Here is a 16,734-nt window from a genome sequence, read left to right as displayed (position 1 = left end):
TGCCCTGGACGCCGGTTCGCGGGCGCGGTGACCAGGAGCGGCGTACTTGTCGGCCCGGAGCGCCCGCGGCCCTCGTCGCGGAACCTCACACAGTGGTTCCCGTCGCCGGTGTGCCGTCGGAAAACGGAGAACCCGTCCGACTCGGGATTCGGTCGGAGCTTTCGATCGGCGCACGTTGATCGCCGCTTTGTCCTGATGTGAATATAGAGAACTGTGAATGCGCACCTTGTTTGCATGGCGCGGCCTCCCGGCCGGAATTGCCCGCAGGGTTGACCAGGTGCTCTCGTGAGCGTGAAGACATCTTCGACGGGAAGAGGATGATCCTTTTCGTGGTAGAGTCTTAATGAATTCACAGGACGCCACGATTAAAGGGGAATGGCGTGAACACCGAGAAGGTTACGGCTCGACGTCTTACGGCCGAGGAGATTTCAGGCTTGGGTCTTCAGGACGGTATCTTCGTCTCGGCAGGGATGGAAGGCCTTCCTCTCGAATGCTACGCCCCGGCTTTCCTCACGGAGCCGGGCAAGAACTTCGAGGGAGGGGCCTTTGTCGCGAGGACGGTCTTCGGTGAGGAAATCCACGTCCTCCCCGGCAATGCCGAAGAGGCTGGGATCTGGATCGCCGACAAGGCGGGGGAGGAGATCGAGGTCCTCCAGAGTGCCGGCGTCCTCCTGAACCTCGCCCTCTTCGTGCCCGGCGGCAACAAGGAGTCCCTGGAGTCCCTCTACTCCGCCGCGCGGGACGCGTTCGGCGCGGGGGTCGTTCAGCGCTGGAGCGAGGAAATCGTCGCGGTCCCGGACATCAAGGTCGACCTGTACGAGGAGCCGGCCCGGGCGCGCAAGAACACGAACAGCCAGAACCGCGACCGCCGCGCCCTGGACATCTACCCGACCCGAGTGCGTTTCCTGGAGCCCAGCGAGGGCTGGAAGTTCGTGGTCGAACCGCACCAGGAGATCGTGGACGACACACCGACGATCTGATCCGAGGGCAGCCCGGGGGCCACGGCGGAGGCACGAGCTTTCCGGTGGCGCATTCCGGAGGGTGTAGTGACCCGCTGGTCGAGAGGGCTGTCGACAGCAGTTCGGCCGGACGCCCGGCTGGGGTCTCCCAGCCGGGCGTTCTGCGTGGGCGGGAGCCGGATTCCGCGGCGACGGCGTCCGGAGGCCGGGGTGGTGGTCGCGGAAGGGGGTGGGCCGGGGCCGCTGAGGCCTCCCGCGGTGTTCGCGCGCGTCAGCGCTCAGCTCCCCGCTCCGCCGACCACACGGCGGACTTCTGGATGGCGGGGCCGTCGACCCGGACCGCGCCCGCTGCGTAGGCGGCCCAGAGCAGGTCCTGACAGCCGAAGAGGGACTCCCCCTGGCTGTCCGTCCAGATGTGGACGCGGGACGGTCCGGCCCGTGTGGCGTCCCACCACTCCCAGCCTCGGGAGTCCTCCTCGGGGTCGAAGCGGAACAGCCAGCTCTGCAGCTCCCACGGCCGGCTGCCCCCTGTGTGCCCCACATATCCGTCGTAGCCGGTCCTCGCGAAGTGCGGGGCCCGCTCCTCGTTACCGGAACTCACGGCGGCGAACCAGTCCGGAACACCGTCGACCGGGAGGCTCTCCCGCTCGAAATCCGCAGTACCACCCAGTCGTACAGCGGGTGAGAGGACCGAACGCAGGCGCTGCTCGTACCCCGCGGCGTCACCGGGGACATCGACGACGAAGAGAGCGAGAACCGGCGGTGCGGATCCGGTACCCGGGCGGGACCGGAGTCGCTCGAATTCCGCGGCCAGGCTGTCGCTGTTGTGCATCATTTGAGAAGATCAACCCTTCTTGGTCACGCATCCCGATCCGGAGGTGATGGCTTCTCTCAGCCGGTCGAGCGTTGTGTCGGAGAATCCCGCAGAGGTGCGGCCCCTCCTGCGGTCCATCCTGTGGTTCCTCCTGTGGTCCCTTAGCGGTCCTTCTGCGGGTCCGGCGCCTCGGGGATATATCTTCAAGGGTGCTTTCCATTCCCGCCGGGTGAACTCGGAACCGTTCGGGGTGGCGGTCCCGGCCCCACGGAATGGCGTCGTCGTGAACGGAATCGTGGAGTGGGGCGTCGGAATCGGGAGCGGGGCTGTTATGCCACACGTCGATTTCACCCATCGATCCACGGAGCCTGTAATGCACTGCTCGATTCGCAGCCGCACTCCGACAGGAGAAGCCCCTTGGCCGTTCGCCGGGGATCCGGCGCGGAGCGGGTGCCGAGCATGGTGGTGCGCATCCGGTGCGGCCCGAGCTACCGGGCTCAGACGTCCACCCGGGTCCGTCTCGTCGGGGAAGGCAGTCATCCAGTAGGCGGGGAGCACGTCCCTGAGGAGCTTCCACACGACGACGGCCGGATCCTCCCGGTCGGCAACGGCGACCAGGACCTTCGGACCGTGGACCGCCAGTCGTTCGCGGCAGACGCCGCACGGGCTGAGCACGACGGTACGCCCGCCCGGCTCGCGGTGGAGGCAGACAGAGGCGACGATGCGCTGGTCCAGGCGGTACGCGCCGCAGTACGGCTCGGTCTCCGGTCCCGGGATCGACGGCCAGGGACGGCGCCGACCCCCGCTGTCCGGCATCCCTCGGCGAGACGCCTGACGAGCGAGTGATCCGTGCGGCTGCCTGCGGGCACCGGGACGATCCTCTTGTCCCCTTGCGAGAGCCATTGTTCGTCGTCACGCGAACTCCCGTCGAGGCACCCTTGGCGTCGCCTGTTCCGCCCTGTGCGCCGGTCACCTGGAAACCCCTTGTCGATGATGCTCCGGGGGACTGCTCGCCGCCGAGTCGGTACCCGGACCGGAATCGTCCGTCGTTCACGTGCGGCATGACCACGGACGGGCGGACATCCCTCCCGGACGATGAGCCATGGTCGCGGCCCACCGGCGCGGCCAAGCTTGCGGTATGACGCAGACGAACACGACACACACGGACACGATGAGCACCGGGAAGACCGTGCTGGTGACCGGCGGCACCGGCAAGACGGGGCGGAGGACGGCGGCCCGGCTCCGCGAGCTGGGCGTGAAGACCCGAGCGGCCTCACGGTCCGGGGAGACCCCCTTCGACTGGGCGGACCGGACGACCTGGCAGGCGGCCCTCGACGGGGTCGACGCCGTCTACATCGTCCCGCTGGACAGCTCGCCCTCCCCGACGCCCGCCTTCGTCGAGCAGGCCGTTGCGAGCGGGGTGCGGCGGCTGGTGCTGCTCTCGGCCCGGGGCGTGGACGTGCCCGGCTACTTCGGCCCCTTCTACGAGGACGGCGGCCCTCATGCGGAGGGCGAGGCGGCCGTCCGCGCATCCGGCGCCTCCTGGACGATCCTGCGGCCCGGCTGGTTCGCCCAGAACTTCAGTGAGGGCGTCTTCCTCGACGGCGTACGTGCCGGCGAACTGGCCCTGCCCACCGGCGGCGGGGCCGCCGCGTTCGTCGACGCCGACGACATCGCGGCGGTGGCGGTGGCGGCTCTGACCGAGGACGGCCACGACGGCGAGGTGTACGAACTCTCCGGCCCCCGGGCGCTGGGCATCGCCGACGTACTCGACGAGATCGCGAAGGTGACCGGCACGCGCGCCGCCTACGTCCCGGTGGAGGAAGCCGCCTTCCGGGCCGGGCTGGTGGCACAGGGACTGCCCGAGGACGAGGCCGCGATCTGGACCGACGGGATGAAGCCGATCCGCACGAGCCAGGAAGCCCCGGTCACGGACGGAGTAAGGAGAGCGCTCGGCCGCCCACCGCGCGACATCGCCGACTTCGTCCGTGACGCGGCGGCGGCGGGCGCCTGGTCCTGAGAGGAGCCGGAGCAGGTGGCGGGGAAGGCGTCGGAGGGCTCCGGCGCCGCCCGGCCCCCCGTACGCCGCCGGGGCGCACCGGCCCCTCTTCTCCGCCGGAGCGGCTGGATGCGCCGACCGGTGCGGGCCGGCCGCGCGCCGGCGGAATCAGCCCGCCGGTACGGCCCGGTCCGGCACGGGGGTGGCGGCGGCCTCCCGCCGGTACGTGCTCGGGCTCTCGCCGCGGAGCCGTTTGAACGCCGCGCTGAAGCCGAACGCATCCGCGTAGCCGACCCGCCGGGCCACCGCCCCCACCGTCAAGTCCGGCCGGGTCAGCAGATCGGCTGCGAGCGTCATCCGCCACTCGGTGAGATACGCCACCGGCCCGGTCCCGACCAGCTCCGTGAACCGCTTCGCCAAGGTCGTCCTCGACACCCCCGCCCGGCTTGCCAGCTCCGCCGTCGTCCATGGGTGCGCGGGATCCTCGTGGATCGCGCGCAGGACGGGCCCCGCCACCTCGTCGCCGAGTGCGCCGTACCACCCCGGCGGCTCGGCCTCCGGACGGTCGAACCAGTCCCGCAGCGTGCACACCAGCAGCCAGTCCAGAAGCCGGTCGAGGACGATCTGGTGTCCCGGCCGGCCACCACCGATCTGCGACTCCAGGTAGTCCCGCATCGGCGAGCAGTCCTGCTCGTCGGGTACCACCACGACCGGCGGCAGAGCACGGAGCAGCCGCTGCGGGACCTGCTCCCGTACGTCGTACGCGGCAGCCAACAGCACGGTGGAGCAGCTGAGTTCGAGGTCCCGGTCAGCAGCGTCCGGCGCGTCCTCGCCCCAGTGCACCTCCCGTACGCCCGTCGGCTGCTCCGTCGCCGTGGCGTTCACCGGGTCGTCGGTGAAGCAGAACGGTGCGGGCCCCCGGACGATCGCGGTCTCGCCGAGCCCCACATGCCGCGCCTCGCCGGCCTCCGGCACGATCCATCCGGCGCCGCGCAGTGGTACGCACAGGGTCAGGTACGCGCCGTCGCTGAACCGCAGCGACCACGGCGGCCACAGCACCGAACGACCGAACACCGCACCCTTGCCCCGCACGCCCAGCAACAGCTCGTCGAACACGTCCATGGGACAACGATAGGCAGGTAGTTCACGAGGCGTCCCGGGCCCCTGTCGCGCGTCCGAGACGGAGCAGACCAGCATCACGGCGGTGCTGGAGAGCGACTTGTGCCGTGGGCGGCCGGCACGGTGACGCCGCACCTGGACGTCGGTGCCGTCGATACAGAGGCCGGCGCCCTCGCGTGAAGACGCTGCCGGGTGCGGTGGCGGTGGCTACCCGGCATCCCGGTGATCGGGGGCCGTCGGCGTCAGCCGTCGATGTGGCCGATCACCGGGGTCTCCAGGGGCGGCGGGTGCGGCCAGCCTCCTTCGACGGCCGGGCCGCTACCCGCGGGAATGTTCGCCGCTATCAGCGCCGCGCTCTCGCGGGCGCCGAGGCGGGATCCGATCACCCGCGACGGAATGTGCGGCGACCACCGTGACCAGTGGAGAACCACGTCCCACAGTCCGTCTCCGTTCGGCACCGCACGTGGTACCTCCTCGAAGAAGGGATCATCCGTACTGCTGAGGAGGCTGAACTGCCCGTGCGACGGGAACGGGAAGAACACGCGCAGGGCCGGCTGCGCATACAAGGCCTCGGCCAGTTCGGCGTCGCCCAGCCTGATCACCGGCGAGCGCTCCAAGGTGAGCCGCCATGCGGTCGGGACGACCCTCCCCGGCGGTGCCGCTTCCAGCGGGCTCGCCGCGAGCAGGGTCCACCCGCGCCGCAGTTGCTCGATCGAGGCCCCCTCACGCCAGGCGTGCAGGATGGCGTCGACCACAGCGAGGTCACCGGTGCTGCCGAAGGCTCCCCAAAGCCATCCGGTGTCCGTGGAGATCTCGATGCGGAACTCGCGTTCGTCGGTGCTGGTCGCGTATACGGCGAACCGTGCCTCTCCGCGTGCGCAGCATGCCGCGACCGCGGGATCGTACCCCTCAACGGGACCCAGCGGTGCGGCACGGTGCCCGTGCCGCACCGCCTCGCGCGCCAGCGCACCTCTCAGGCCGCCCGCCGCAGCCAGCTCTGGATAGAGCTCGGGCGGCACTTCGCTTGAGCGTTCGGGCATGCGCACACCTTAGGCGGTGATACCGAGGCCGGCCGGGCCGATCGTGCCGAAGTGCGGACGGGCACGCAACGGGCACGGGCGACACAGCGCGCTCGCGCCAACGAGCAAGCCCCCGGCCGCTGGCCTGGGGCTTTTTCATGGAGCGGGTGACGAGAATCGAACTCGCGCTCCGAGCTTGCGAATCAACGGTTCTTGAACGACTACATCGGCTCTGACCTGCACATTTGGTCTGGACGTGCAAGGCCGGAGCGGTCTCCGGGCACCGTACCTGACCGCTGTTGTCCGCTCCGCTGGGCATGAATGGGGTTCAGGTCAATGCTCCGGGCGGGCCCACGGGCCAGAGGGGGATGACGCGGACCTGGTTGCCGCAGAGCCTGGCCATGTCATCGCTGTCGGACGTCAGCAGGGCGACGGGTTTCGGCTGCCGGAGCGCGACCTCGGCGACCGTGGCGTCGATGGCGTACTTGTGCCCGTGCAGCGCGGCGCCTTTGAGGAGCGCCGCCGCAGCCTTGGCCGCCTGTTCGGTGACCGGTTCCACCTTGGCCCGGGACAGGGCCCAGTTCAAACGAGGGATGTTGATACGGGAGTGGCTGACTTCCACGATGGTGTTCGCCCCGATCACCAGGTCGGCTCCCATGTTGTGGAAGACCTGCAGCATCGCGAGGAGCTTGCGGTCCTGCGCGACCCAGGCGGCCAGTCCTTCCGAGTCCAGGACGACGGTTTCGATGCGCTCGCTCACGCGGCCTCCGCGTCCTTGGAAGAGCCGGCGGAGCCGAAGATCCTCGCGCGGGCATCGGCGAGTTCCTCGTCGCTGAAGCCTCCATGCTCTTCCTCGTGGCGGCGAAGGTCGTCGCTCAGCAACTGGTGCCGAATCTGGCGGGCCACGGCTTCAGCCACGTAGCCGGAGACGTTGTCCGTGAGCTTGCGGAGCTCCGCCACCTGGTCGCTGGGTAGCGTGACGGTGATGCGAGTCGTTGAGGACATACGGCAAGCATACTGGAGTATGCATAGGAGGGCTTGTGGCTTCCCCTGACGCTCCACAGTCGAGGTCGCATGATGAAACCGGTGGGGTTTGGTGCACCACTCGACGGTGTTCCCCTGCTTGTAGACCTCGCGGTCGAAGCTGGGTGGGCAGCCGCCTCGGCGGCCCCGCCGCAGGCGGTGGCTGGTCTGGTCGGAAGGCTGCGGGATCACCGCCTGGACTCCCCGGCGCCGGAGGTGGCCGCGGATGGCGCGGGAGGAGTAGGCCCGGTCGGCCAGCACGGCGAGGGGCCGCAGGCGACGGGGTCGGGTCCGGGCGCCAGTCCGAGGGGATCAGGAGAGACGTAGCGACCGGCCGCCGGATCGTGGTGGCGGAAGAGGTTGTAGTGCAGGCCGGTTTCTGGGTCGTAGTACTGGCCGGGGAAACGCAGAGGAGTGTAGGCGGTGCTCGTCCGAGCCCAGGCGGTCGTGCCCCGGATGGTCGTGCGGGTGCGCCAGGCTATGGCGCGGTCTCCGTGGACCTGTGGCCTGCGACGCATGGACGGGATCGACAGGGCGTGCGACCGGAGGCGCGGGCCGGTCAGGATGAACAGACCGGCCCCGTAAGACGTAGCGTGATCCGGACGACAAAGAAGCCCCCGGCCGCTGGCCTGGGGCTTTTCATGGAGCAGGTGACGAGAATCGAACTCGCGCTCTGAGCTTGGGAATCAACGGTTCTTGGGCCGTTGAAGGGGCTCTGACCTGCATTTTCCCGTCAGGCGGCGTGTATGGCTACGGTCTCTGGGAACCACACCTGACCGCTGTTGTCCGCTCTGCTGGGCACGGATGGGGCACGGGAGTCGCTACGGAGACCGTGCCCCAGCGGCTGAGCTGTCACGGCTGAGGCTCGTACAACCAACCGGCCCTCCTGTCTGTCTTGTTCGGCGACGTCTGACCGACATCGGCCGCCGAACAGGACTGAAGGACTTGATGAACCCAGCCAGACGCACGACCGCCACCGCCTTGGCTCTGGCCACGGCAGGCGGAGTGCTCTACGCCACCGCCGTACCTGCTTCCGCGGCGGTGAACTGTACTTCCCCCGTCTTCACACGGCAGTTCTTCGCGAACACGACGTTCTCGGGCACGCCGAAGAAGACGGACTGCGATTCCACGATCGACCAGAACTGGGGCAGCGGAGCCCCTGTCTCCGGCGTGCCGTCCAACAACTTCGGCGTGCGTTGGTCGGTGACACGCGACTTCGGCTCCGGTGGCCCCTTCACGTTCACGGCCTCCGCCCTGGACGGAATGCGCGTCTATGTCGATGGCGTCCGCAAGATCGACGTATGGAAGAACGTCTCCGCCACCGTCAAGAAGACGGTCAATGTGACGATCCCCGCGGGCAAGCACACGATCCGCTTCGACTTCGTCAACTGGACAGGTTCCGCGAACGTCAGGTTCGCCTATACGCCACGCACCTCCGCCGCCTACGACAAGGTCAAGCCCCTCATTCCGACTGGCACGGCCGTCTCGTACAACTCCGCCACCGGCGCCGCCAAGCTCACCTGGACCAGGAGCAAGGAGATGGACCTGGCGAACTACCGGGTCTACCGGCGGCTGAAGGGCGCGACGTACGGCAAGCAGCTCGCGACGACCACCGCCACGTCGTACACCGACAGCGCGCTGCCCAAGACCGGAGCGGCCTACTACTACGAGGTGCGGGCCGTCGACAAGGCGGGCAATGTATCCGGCGGCAGCTCCGACAAGCTCGTCATCACCGTCGACAGGACGCCGCCCGCCGCGCCCTTCGTCGAATGGGATGCCTGCCCGGCCGACCAGCCCTACGCGGCACCGGAGCTGGTCACCACCGCACAGAATGCCGCCGACATCGCCCGGTACGAGATGCAGCGGCTCGACGCCACCACGAAGAGCTGGAGCACCATCTACTCCGGCACCAAGGGTGCCATCTGCGACACCGGTTACCGGGCCGACGGCAGCAAGGTCACCTACCGGGGGCGGGCCCGGGACGCCGCCGGGAACTGGTCGGCGTACTCGGCCGCCACGACGTTCACCACCCCCGACCTGACCCCGCCCGCCGCCGTCACAGGGCTCCGCGCCGAGTACCGGTCGGGCGTTCCGCATCTGGTGTGGTCGCCCGTCGCCGGGGCCGCCTCCTACCAGGTCCTCCAGTACGACCCGGCGACCGGCGACCACACCGACGCTCTTCCCGACGGGAGCCCCACCACCCGGACCGACGTCGTGCCGCGCCAGTCGGCCGCCGTCGCCGACAGCTACCGGTACGCGGTGCGCTCGCTGGACGCCAGGGGCAACCCTGCCGCGCCGGTGGAGATCACTCTGAAGATGGCCGACCGGCCGGAGGCGATCCCCGCGTTCAAGACCACTGCCGACAGTTTCGACGAGGGCGTGATGGTCGAGTGGAGCAGCGTCGACCCGTGGACCGTCGACGAGCAGCCCCTTCCCACGTACAAGATCATCCGGACCGACACCGCGACCGGCGAGACCGACGTCGTGGACCAGTGCAAGCCGAACAGCTCAGTGGACCAGCCGCTGGATGACCCGGACACGTACTGGACCTGGGCGGACGACGATGCTCCTCTGTCCGCCCGCAAACAGGTCAACGGCAGCTGCTGGGACGTCCAGGGCAAGTCGGAGACGACGTACGAGTACCGAGTCGTGACGATCGACCGGTACGGACATGTGTCGCAGGCCGGCCCGCCCGCCACGGAGACCACCCCGGACACGCAGCGTCCGGCCCCGGTCCAGGACCTGACCGCGGAGCGCGTCCCGCTCGGCGTCCGGCTGACCTGGACGCCGCCCGCCGACACCGATGTCTCCGGCTACCGCGCGTGGCAGGGCGTCACCGACCCGGACAGCGGTGAGACGGTCTGGAAGAACGACTGCTGGACCGGCAGCTCCCTGACCAGGACCGAAATCCTCTGCCCGACAGTGCCGGACGGCGCCACCCACGTCTACAAGGTGGCCGCGATGGACGATCACCGCGACGATCCACTCGACGTCCTCCACCCCGCCGAGGTCTCGGTCACCCTGCCCGACACCCGGCCGCCAGGCTGGACGGAGACCGAGGTCCGTGAGGGCCAGTACCCGGATCTGTACGTCGGCTGCTCCGAAAGCTCCGGACTCGGGGACTGTTCCCGGTTCGCGAGCTACCGCGTGGAGCGCTGGGACCCTGCCACCGCCGCCTACGTGGCCCTGGCGGAGGGCGCGATGGGTGACGCCGCGTTCTACATGGACACCACGGTGCACGAGGACCGGCTCGGCCTGTACTACTACCGCGTCGTACGGCTCGACGCCTCGGGCGTCGAGGCCGTGACCCGATCGACGGCGTACGGCATCTGGGACTCCTGGCTCTGACCGGACATGGGAGGGGACCGAAGGGTTCTTCGGTCCCCTCCCATGCTGGGCGACGAGCGGTTCGACCGGCCGCAGGACTTCGACCTGGGCGTGTACTGGGTCTCCTACCCCGATGACTTCCAGGCCCGCTGCTATGTCGGCACAGCCACCGTCCGCCTTTCTCCCCGGGAACGCCGGCGCTTGCTCGGCAACGTTGCCCTTGCGGTGGTGAGGGCCTTCGGCTCCACCGCGACCGCCGGCGGTGACGACGGACGGGTCGAGGCGGTCATCCCGGTCGAGGGCACCGAGCACGCCTGCTGCGAGTTGCTGAGGCTCGGGGGGATGCCGAGGTCGTTGCACGGGCCGAACTCCCCCAGGTCGTGGCCGCCACCGCAGCGATACTCGCCCGAGCCTACGAGAACAAGGGCCCAGGTGGTGCGCAGGTGGTGCGCGACGCCGGGGAAGTCTGGCAACGACGAACCCCCAGGTCCATGACCTGGGGGTTCGTGAAAGAGCGGGTGACGAGAATCGAACTCGCGCTCTGAGCTTGGGAAGCTCATGTTCTACCATTAAACTACACCCGCGAGGCACGCTGATGATCGGCGATGCATCGTCCCACACTGTACCCCATCGCAGGCCCCCGGCGTGTCCGTCGCGGGGCCCGTGGGTCGTTCCGGAGTGTGGATGCGCGTGAGGGTGGGGGGAGTTGAGGGCGTAGCGTGGGTGGACGGAGTGCCGCCTGGAGTGGCGTCCTGTTCATCCCCTAATGTGGCGGTCTCGTCCAAGGCTGGTTGGGGAAGGGACTTGATGTCGTCGATGGAGCGCACCGTCGTCCGCTGTGCCGAGGGGCACGTTTTCACTACCTCGTCGTTCCCGATGCAGCAGCTCGGGTCCGAGCGGATCGGTCCCGGGCGGCTCATCCGCTGTCCGCGCTGCGCGCGGTTGAGGCAGGCCGTTCCTGTGGTGTTCGAGGAGCGCTAGTTCCGTTGGCGTTCGAGGGAGCGCCGGAGGTGTGAGTCAGGCGCGCGGGTCGGTCCGGTTGGGGCCGGCTCGCGCGTTCTGCGTATCCTCGGTGCGTGCTTCTCTCAGATAAGGACCTCCGGGCCGAGATCGATGCCGGGCGGGTTCGCATTGACCCGTTCGACGCTTCGATGGTGCAGCCCTCGAGCATCGATGTGCGGTTGGACCGCTACTTCCGGGTGTTCGAGAACCACCGCTATCCGCATATCGATCCCGCCGTCGAGCAGGTGGACCTGACCCGTCAGGTCGAGCCGGACGGTGACGAGGCGTTCATCCTCCACCCCGGGGAGTTCGTCCTCGCCTCGACCTACGAGGTCATCTCACTCCCCGACGACCTGGCGTCGCGACTGGAGGGGAAGAGCTCGCTGGGGCGGCTCGGACTGGTGACCCATTCCACGGCCGGGTTCATCGACCCCGGTTTCTCGGGGCACGTCACCCTGGAGCTGTCGAATCTGGCGACGTTGCCGATAAAGCTCTGGCCGGGAATGAAGATCGGGCAGCTCTGTATGTTCCGGCTGACTTCGTCCTCCGAGTTCCCGTACGGATCCGAGCGCTACGGATCGCGCTACCAGGGCCAGCGAGGGCCGACCGCCTCGCGTTCTTACATGAATTTCCACAGGACTCAGGTGTGATACGGCATGGCTGGTGAGATGCGGGAGAATCTGACGTACGAGGCCTTCGGGCACGCCGTACGCGAGTTGGCTCAGGCGGTGGCCGACGACGGCTTCGAGCCGGATGTCGTGCTGAGCATCGCTCGGGGCGGGGTCTTCGTCGCGGGCGGTCTGGCGTATGCCCTGGACTGCAAGAACATTCATCTGGTGAACGTCGAGTTCTACACCGGGGTCGGGACCACGCTGGAAATGCCGGTCATGCTGGCGCCCGTCCCGAATGCCATCGACTTCACGCAGAAGAAGGTTCTCATCGCCGATGACGTCGCCGATACCGGAAAGACGCTGAAGCTGGTCCGCGACTTCTGTATCGACCATGTGGCCGAGGTGCGCAGCGCGGTCATCTACGAGAAGCCGCAGTCGCTCGTGAAATGCGAGTACGTGTGGAAGAAGACCGATCAGTGGATCAACTTCCCGTGGAGCGTGGAGAAGCCCGTCGTGCGTCGTGAGGGTCAGGTTCTCGACTCCTGATCAGCCCTGAAGCGAAACGGGAGGGCCCCGGTGCCGTGCACCGGGGCCCTCCTACGTGTCGGAGCAGGGTCAGATCGTGCCGAGCTTGATGATCGAGAGCAGCGCGATCAGCTGGATCCCGGAGGCGCCCAGGGCCTTCGGCCACGGCAGGTCGTGCGACTTGCTCACCATGGAGGTGAAGAGCGCTCCGGCGGCCAGCCAGGTCATCCAGCCGAGGATCTGGACCAGGGAGTTCTCGCCGCCGAGGAAGAGGGCGAAGATCAGGCGGGGTGCGTCCGTGATCGACATGATGAGCATCGACAGGCCCACGGTCGGCTGCCAGGAGCCCGTGCCGCCGAGCTGGCGCGCCAGGGTGTGGGTGACCGCGCCGAGGACCAGTCCGCCGATGACGAAGCCGACGCCCGTGAAGATCACGTACGGGGCGGCCGTGGAGACCTCCGCGTGGATCGCCTCGTCGCGCGCCTGGTCGAAGCCGAAGAGCGCGAGCAGGCCGTACACGAAGGTGACGACGAGCGCGGGGCCCCAGACGGGGTAGTCGCGCATCTGCCAGAACGTCGGTCCCGGCCGCATCACGATGCCGCTCAGCAGCTGCTTCCACTGCAGCCTGGGTCCCGAGGGGTGCGCGGGGGCCTGGCCGGCCTGGTAGGTGTTCCCGTCGCCGTACGGGTCCTCGTTGATGCTGAACGCCTGGGTGTGACCCGGGGCGTTGGCGTACGGGTCCCGCTGCGAGGGCTGGTGGTGCGGGTCGCCGAAGTACTCCGGTTCGCCGTGCCCGCCTGCCTGCCCGTTACCACCCCCGGGCCCGTTGCCGCCGTGCCCGCCGCCGTACGGAGCGCCCTGCGGGCCTCCGTACGGTGCGCCGTTGCCACCTGCCGGCGGCCACGACTGCCCGCCGTACGGCGGCGGTGATGCCTGCGCGCCGTACGGCTGTTGCTGCTGCGGGTGTTGCTGCCGTGTGCGGTTGTCCCGGCCGCGTCCGATCCTGAATCCAGCCACACATCGAACGTACCTGGTCCGTGGGGGCGCGGTGTGAGGGCCGGGGGAACACCGGCCCCATTGCGGCCTAGCTGTGACATCCCCTAGGGGAACCCTGGGGGGTCTGTGGCACCCTGCGGGCCCCTGGCAGCACCCAGGACGGACGGAAGCGGCCGGTCCTGCCCCCGAGGCAGGTCCGGCCGCTTCCGTGGTGGGAGACAGCTACTGGACGGGTTCCGGTTCCGGCTGGTCGGCCGTCTCCGCGTCGCCCGCCGGGTCGGCGGGTGTCTTCACCGACTCCAGGAGCAGCTGCGACACGTCGACGACCTGCACCGACTCCTTCGCCTTGCCGTCGTTCTTCTTGCCGTTGACCGAGTCGGTCAGCATGACGAGGCAGAACGGGCAGGCGGTGGAGACGATGTCCGGGTTGAGGGAGAGGGCTTCGTCGACGCGCTCGTTGTTGATGCGCTTGCCGATCCGCTCCTCCATCCACATCCGGGCACCACCGGCGCCGCAGCAGAAGCCGCGCTCCTTGTGGCGGTGCATCTCCTCGTTCCGCAGACCCGGGACCTTCGCGATGATCTCGCGCGGGGGCGTGTAGATCTTGTTGTGACGGCCCAGGTAGCAGGGGTCGTGGTACGTGATCAGACCCTCGACCGGCGTCACCGGGATCAGCTTGCCCTCGTCCACCAGGTGCTGGAGCAGCTGGGTGTGGTGGATGACCTCGTACTCGCCGCCGAGCTGCGGGTACTCGTTCGCGATGGTGTTGAAGCAGTGCGGGCAGGTCGCGACGATCTTCTTCGACGCCTTCGGCTTCTTGGTCGAGTCGTCCTCCCCTTCCTCGCCTGGGGCGGACTCGCCGAACGCCATGTTCAGCATCGCGACGTTCTCCTGGCCGAGCTGCTGGAACAGCGGCTCGTTGCCGAGGCGGCGGGCGGAGTCACCGGTGCACTTCTCGTCGCCGCCCATGATCGCGAACTTGACGCCCGCGATGTGGAGGAGCTCCGCGAAGGCCTTCGTCGTCTTCTTGGCCCGGTCCTCGAGGGCGCCCGCGCAGCCGACCCAGTACAGGTAGTCGACCTCGCTGAGGTCCTCGACGTCCTTGCCGACGATCGGGACCTCGAAGTCGACCTCCTTGGTCCACTCGACGCGCTGCTTCTTGGCGAGCCCCCAGGGGTTGCCCTTCTTCTCCAGGTTCTTGAGCATCGTGCCCGCCTCGGACGGGAACGCGGACTCGATCATCACCTGGTAGCGGCGCATGTCGACGATGTGGTCGATGTGCTCGATGTCGACCGGGCACTGCTCCACGCACGCGCCGCAGGTGGTGCAGGACCACAGCACGTCCGGGTCGATGACGCCGTTCTCCTCGGCGGTGCCGATGAGGGGGCGCTCGGCCTCCGCGAGGGCGGCCGCGGGGACGTCCTTGAGCTGCTCCTCGGTGGCCTTCTCGTTGCCCTCCATGTCCTTGCCGCCGCCGGCCAGCAGATACGGGGCCTTGGCGTGCGCGTGGTCGCGCAGGGACATGATGAGGAGCTTCGGGGAGAGCGGCTTGCCGGTGTTCCAGGCCGGGCACTGCGACTGGCAGCGGCCGCACTCGGTGCACGTGGAGAAGTCGAGGATGCCCTTCCAGGAGAACTGCTCGACCTGGGAGACACCGAAGGTGTCGTCCTCGCCCGGGTCCTCCCAGTCGATCTCCTTGCCGCCCGTGGTCATCGGCTGCAGCGCGCCGAGCGCGACCGCGCCGTCGGCGTTCCTCTTGAACCAGATGTTCGGGAAGCCGAGGAAGCGGTGCCAGGCGACACCCATGTTGGTGTTGAGGGACACCGTGATCATCCAGATCAGCGAGGTGCCGATCTTGATCATCGCCGTGAGGTAGATCAGGTTCTGGAGTGTGCCGAGCGTGAGGCCCTTGAAGGCGAGCACCAGGGGGTACGAGACGAAGTAGGAGGCCTCGTAGCCCTCGACGTGGTGGATCGCGCCTTCGAGGCCGCGCAGCGCCAGGATGGCCAGGCCGATGATCAGGATGATGTACTCGACGAAGTACGCCTGCCAGGCCTTGGAGCCGGCGAAGCGGGACTTGCGGCCGGCCCGCGAGGGCAGGTTCAGCAGTCGGATGGCCATCAGCGTGACGATGCCGAGCACGGTCATGATGCCGATGAACTCGATGTACATCTCGAACGGCAGCCAGCCACCGACGACGGGGAGCACCCAGTCGGCCTGGAAGAGCTGTCCGTACGCCTGGAGCAGCGTCGGCGGCAGAGTCAGGAAGCCGATCGCTACGAACCAGTGGGCGAAGCCCACGATCCCCCACCGGTTCATCCGGGTGTGGCCGAGGAACTCCTTGACCAGGGTGATCGTGCGCTGCTTGGGGTCGTCGGTGCGGCTGCCTGCCGGTACCGGCTGTCCGAGACGGACGAACCGGTAGATCTGCGCGACGGCTCGGGCGATGAGCGCAACGCCGACGACAGTCAGCACCAGCGACACGATGATCGCGGCGAGTTGCATTTGGGGGCTCCTCGGGCCTGCGAGGGTGGGATCCAGCGCGTACAAGCGATTACTAAGCAGTAACTTAATCAGTCTGTGCTGACACTATCCACTTATTCCGCCACGCTGTAGCCGGGCAGGCGGTGATCTGTGTCGCTCAGGTGAGCCTTCCCCGTGCGCCGCGGTCCGCGTAGCGCCGCACGTAGGTGGATGCGTACGGATTGCGCCAGGATCGCCAGGTCGAGCCCCGTCCCATGATGCTCTGCGTAGTGCGCGTCGAGGAGGGCGGGTTCGTCCCAGGGCATTCCGGAGCGGGCCCGCACCTGGGCCAGGCCGGTCAGCCCCGGCCTGAGCCCCTGGCGCCAGTGTCCTGCGGCCGGTCCGAGCAGGGCGGCCTCGTCGGGGGTGAGCGGGGCCGGGCCGACCAGGGACAGCTCCCCCCGGACGACGTGGGGCAGCCGGGACAGCAGGTCGAGCCGGAGGCGTCGGGTGCGCAGCGAGCGCAGCTCGAAGAGGCGGCCGCCCAGGCCGACCCTGGTCTCGCGCAGCAGTACTCCTCCCCGGTCGTGGGGTGACCGGAGCGTGAGGGCCAGGGCGCCGAGGGCGAGTGCGGGGGACGTGAGGAGCAGGAGGGCCGTGCCGAGCGTCAGGTCCAGGGCCCGCTTGGCGGTCAGGGTGGCCAGCGGTCCGGCGACGCGCTCGGCCGTCACGGCTGCCAGGCGCTCGGCGACGCGCTCGGCCGCCAGGGCGGCCCGGGGGACCCGGCCGGCTCTTGAGCTCCTCACCCGAGCCGATGTGCCGGGGCGCCGCTTCCTTCGTTCCGCGGTCTGCCTCGCGTTCCGCATTGCACCTGCCC

General features: G+C 68.7%; 14 protein-coding genes, 1 tRNA gene and 2 pseudogenes. 6 read left to right on the top strand and 11 right to left on the bottom strand.

What is annotated here, in order from left to right:
• The first annotated feature begins 380 nt into the window (after positions 1–380).
• Positions 381–980, top strand: a complete 600-nt coding sequence (locus tag OO67_RS01050) for a hypothetical protein (RefSeq protein ID WP_033296635.1) — start codon at positions 381–383, stop codon at positions 978–980.
• Positions 981–1,230: 250 nt separating this feature from the next.
• On the opposite strand, the gene OO67_RS01045 is transcribed toward OO67_RS01050, so the two are convergent.
• Complete coding sequence (locus OO67_RS01045) at positions 1,231–1,794, bottom strand: hypothetical protein (protein ID WP_033296634.1); 564 nt, start codon at positions 1,792–1,794, stop codon at positions 1,231–1,233.
• Positions 1,795–2,911: 1,117 nt separating this feature from the next.
• Here OO67_RS01045 and OO67_RS01035 point away from each other — a divergent pair.
• Positions 2,912–3,793, top strand: a complete 882-nt coding sequence (locus OO67_RS01035) for an NAD(P)H-binding protein (protein WP_051709058.1) — start codon at positions 2,912–2,914, stop codon at positions 3,791–3,793.
• Positions 3,794–3,940: 147 nt separating this feature from the next.
• Here the strand turns inward: OO67_RS01035 and OO67_RS01030 are convergent, their stop codons facing one another.
• The 6 genes and pseudogenes from OO67_RS01030 to OO67_RS37745 form a co-directional block, all read right to left on the bottom strand.
• Entirely contained in the window at positions 3,941–4,894 is a 954-nt protein-coding gene (locus OO67_RS01030; protein WP_033296632.1) for an AraC family transcriptional regulator, read from the bottom strand.
• 239 nt (positions 4,895–5,133) lie between these two features.
• A complete protein-coding gene (locus tag OO67_RS36085) occupies positions 5,134–5,931 on the bottom strand; it encodes a DUF6193 family natural product biosynthesis protein (protein ID WP_157841642.1) in 798 nt (265 codons plus the stop codon).
• 307 nt (positions 5,932–6,238) lie between these two features.
• Complete coding sequence (locus tag OO67_RS01020; RefSeq protein WP_033296631.1) at positions 6,239–6,670, bottom strand: hypothetical protein; 432 nt, start codon at positions 6,668–6,670, stop codon at positions 6,239–6,241.
• Positions 6,667–6,915, bottom strand: a complete 249-nt coding sequence (locus OO67_RS37755) for a type II toxin-antitoxin system CcdA family antitoxin (protein ID WP_033296994.1) — start codon at positions 6,913–6,915, stop codon at positions 6,667–6,669. Before OO67_RS37755 ends, OO67_RS01020 begins: the two co-directional genes overlap by 4 nt.
• Before the next feature lie 93 nt (positions 6,916–7,008).
• Positions 7,009–7,242 (bottom strand): annotated as a pseudogene (locus tag OO67_RS40595) (transposase); the annotation flags it as partial.
• A pseudogene (locus tag OO67_RS37745) lies at positions 7,170–7,415 on the bottom strand (RHS repeat-associated core domain-containing protein); the annotation flags it as partial. The pseudogenes OO67_RS40595 and OO67_RS37745, both read right to left, overlap by 73 nt.
• 466 nt (positions 7,416–7,881) lie before the next feature.
• Between OO67_RS37745 and OO67_RS01010 the strand changes: the two are divergent.
• Complete coding sequence (locus OO67_RS01010; RefSeq protein WP_033296630.1) at positions 7,882–10,281, top strand: PA14 domain-containing protein; 2,400 nt, start codon at positions 7,882–7,884, stop codon at positions 10,279–10,281.
• A 6-nt stretch (positions 10,282–10,287) separates the two neighbouring features.
• On the top strand, positions 10,288–10,755 hold the full coding sequence (locus tag OO67_RS40740; RefSeq protein WP_425274632.1) for a WCX domain-containing protein: 468 nt from the start codon (positions 10,288–10,290) through the stop codon (positions 10,753–10,755).
• 18 nt (positions 10,756–10,773) lie between these two features.
• Here OO67_RS40740 and OO67_RS01000 read toward each other — a convergent pair.
• Positions 10,774–10,844: transfer RNA gene (locus tag OO67_RS01000), tRNA-Gly, on the bottom strand.
• Positions 10,845–11,336: 492 nt separating this feature from the next.
• Here OO67_RS01000 and dcd point away from each other — a divergent pair.
• Entirely contained in the window at positions 11,337–11,912 is a 576-nt protein-coding gene (dcd, locus tag OO67_RS00995; RefSeq protein ID WP_033296629.1) for a dCTP deaminase, read from the top strand.
• 6 nt (positions 11,913–11,918) lie between these two features.
• A complete protein-coding gene (locus tag OO67_RS00990) occupies positions 11,919–12,419 on the top strand; it encodes a phosphoribosyltransferase (protein WP_033296628.1) in 501 nt (166 codons plus the stop codon).
• Between the two features lie 69 nt (positions 12,420–12,488).
• On the opposite strand, the gene OO67_RS00985 is transcribed toward OO67_RS00990, so the two are convergent.
• From OO67_RS00985 to OO67_RS00975, 3 genes are all read right to left on the bottom strand, one after another.
• Positions 12,489–13,415: a Yip1 family protein gene (locus OO67_RS00985; protein ID WP_033296627.1), complete on the bottom strand. Its 927-nt coding sequence runs from the start codon at positions 13,413–13,415 to the stop codon at positions 12,489–12,491.
• Between the two features lie 201 nt (positions 13,416–13,616).
• Positions 13,617–15,899: a (Fe-S)-binding protein gene (locus OO67_RS00980; RefSeq protein ID WP_033296626.1), complete on the bottom strand. Its 2,283-nt coding sequence runs from the start codon at positions 15,897–15,899 to the stop codon at positions 13,617–13,619.
• A 92-nt stretch (positions 15,900–15,991) separates the two neighbouring features.
• Positions 15,992–16,663 carry a sugar transferase gene (locus tag OO67_RS00975; protein ID WP_244299992.1) on the bottom strand — a complete coding sequence of 224 codons (672 nt, stop codon included), beginning with the start codon at positions 16,661–16,663 and terminating at the stop codon, positions 15,992–15,994.
• Between the last annotated feature and the right edge of the window lie 71 nt (positions 16,664–16,734).

Source organism: Streptomyces atroolivaceus, assembly GCF_000717025.1.
In the GTDB taxonomy this organism is placed as follows: Bacteria; Actinomycetota; Actinomycetes; order Streptomycetales; family Streptomycetaceae; genus Streptomyces; species Streptomyces atroolivaceus.
This window is presented reverse-complemented; position numbering and strand designations above follow the sequence as displayed.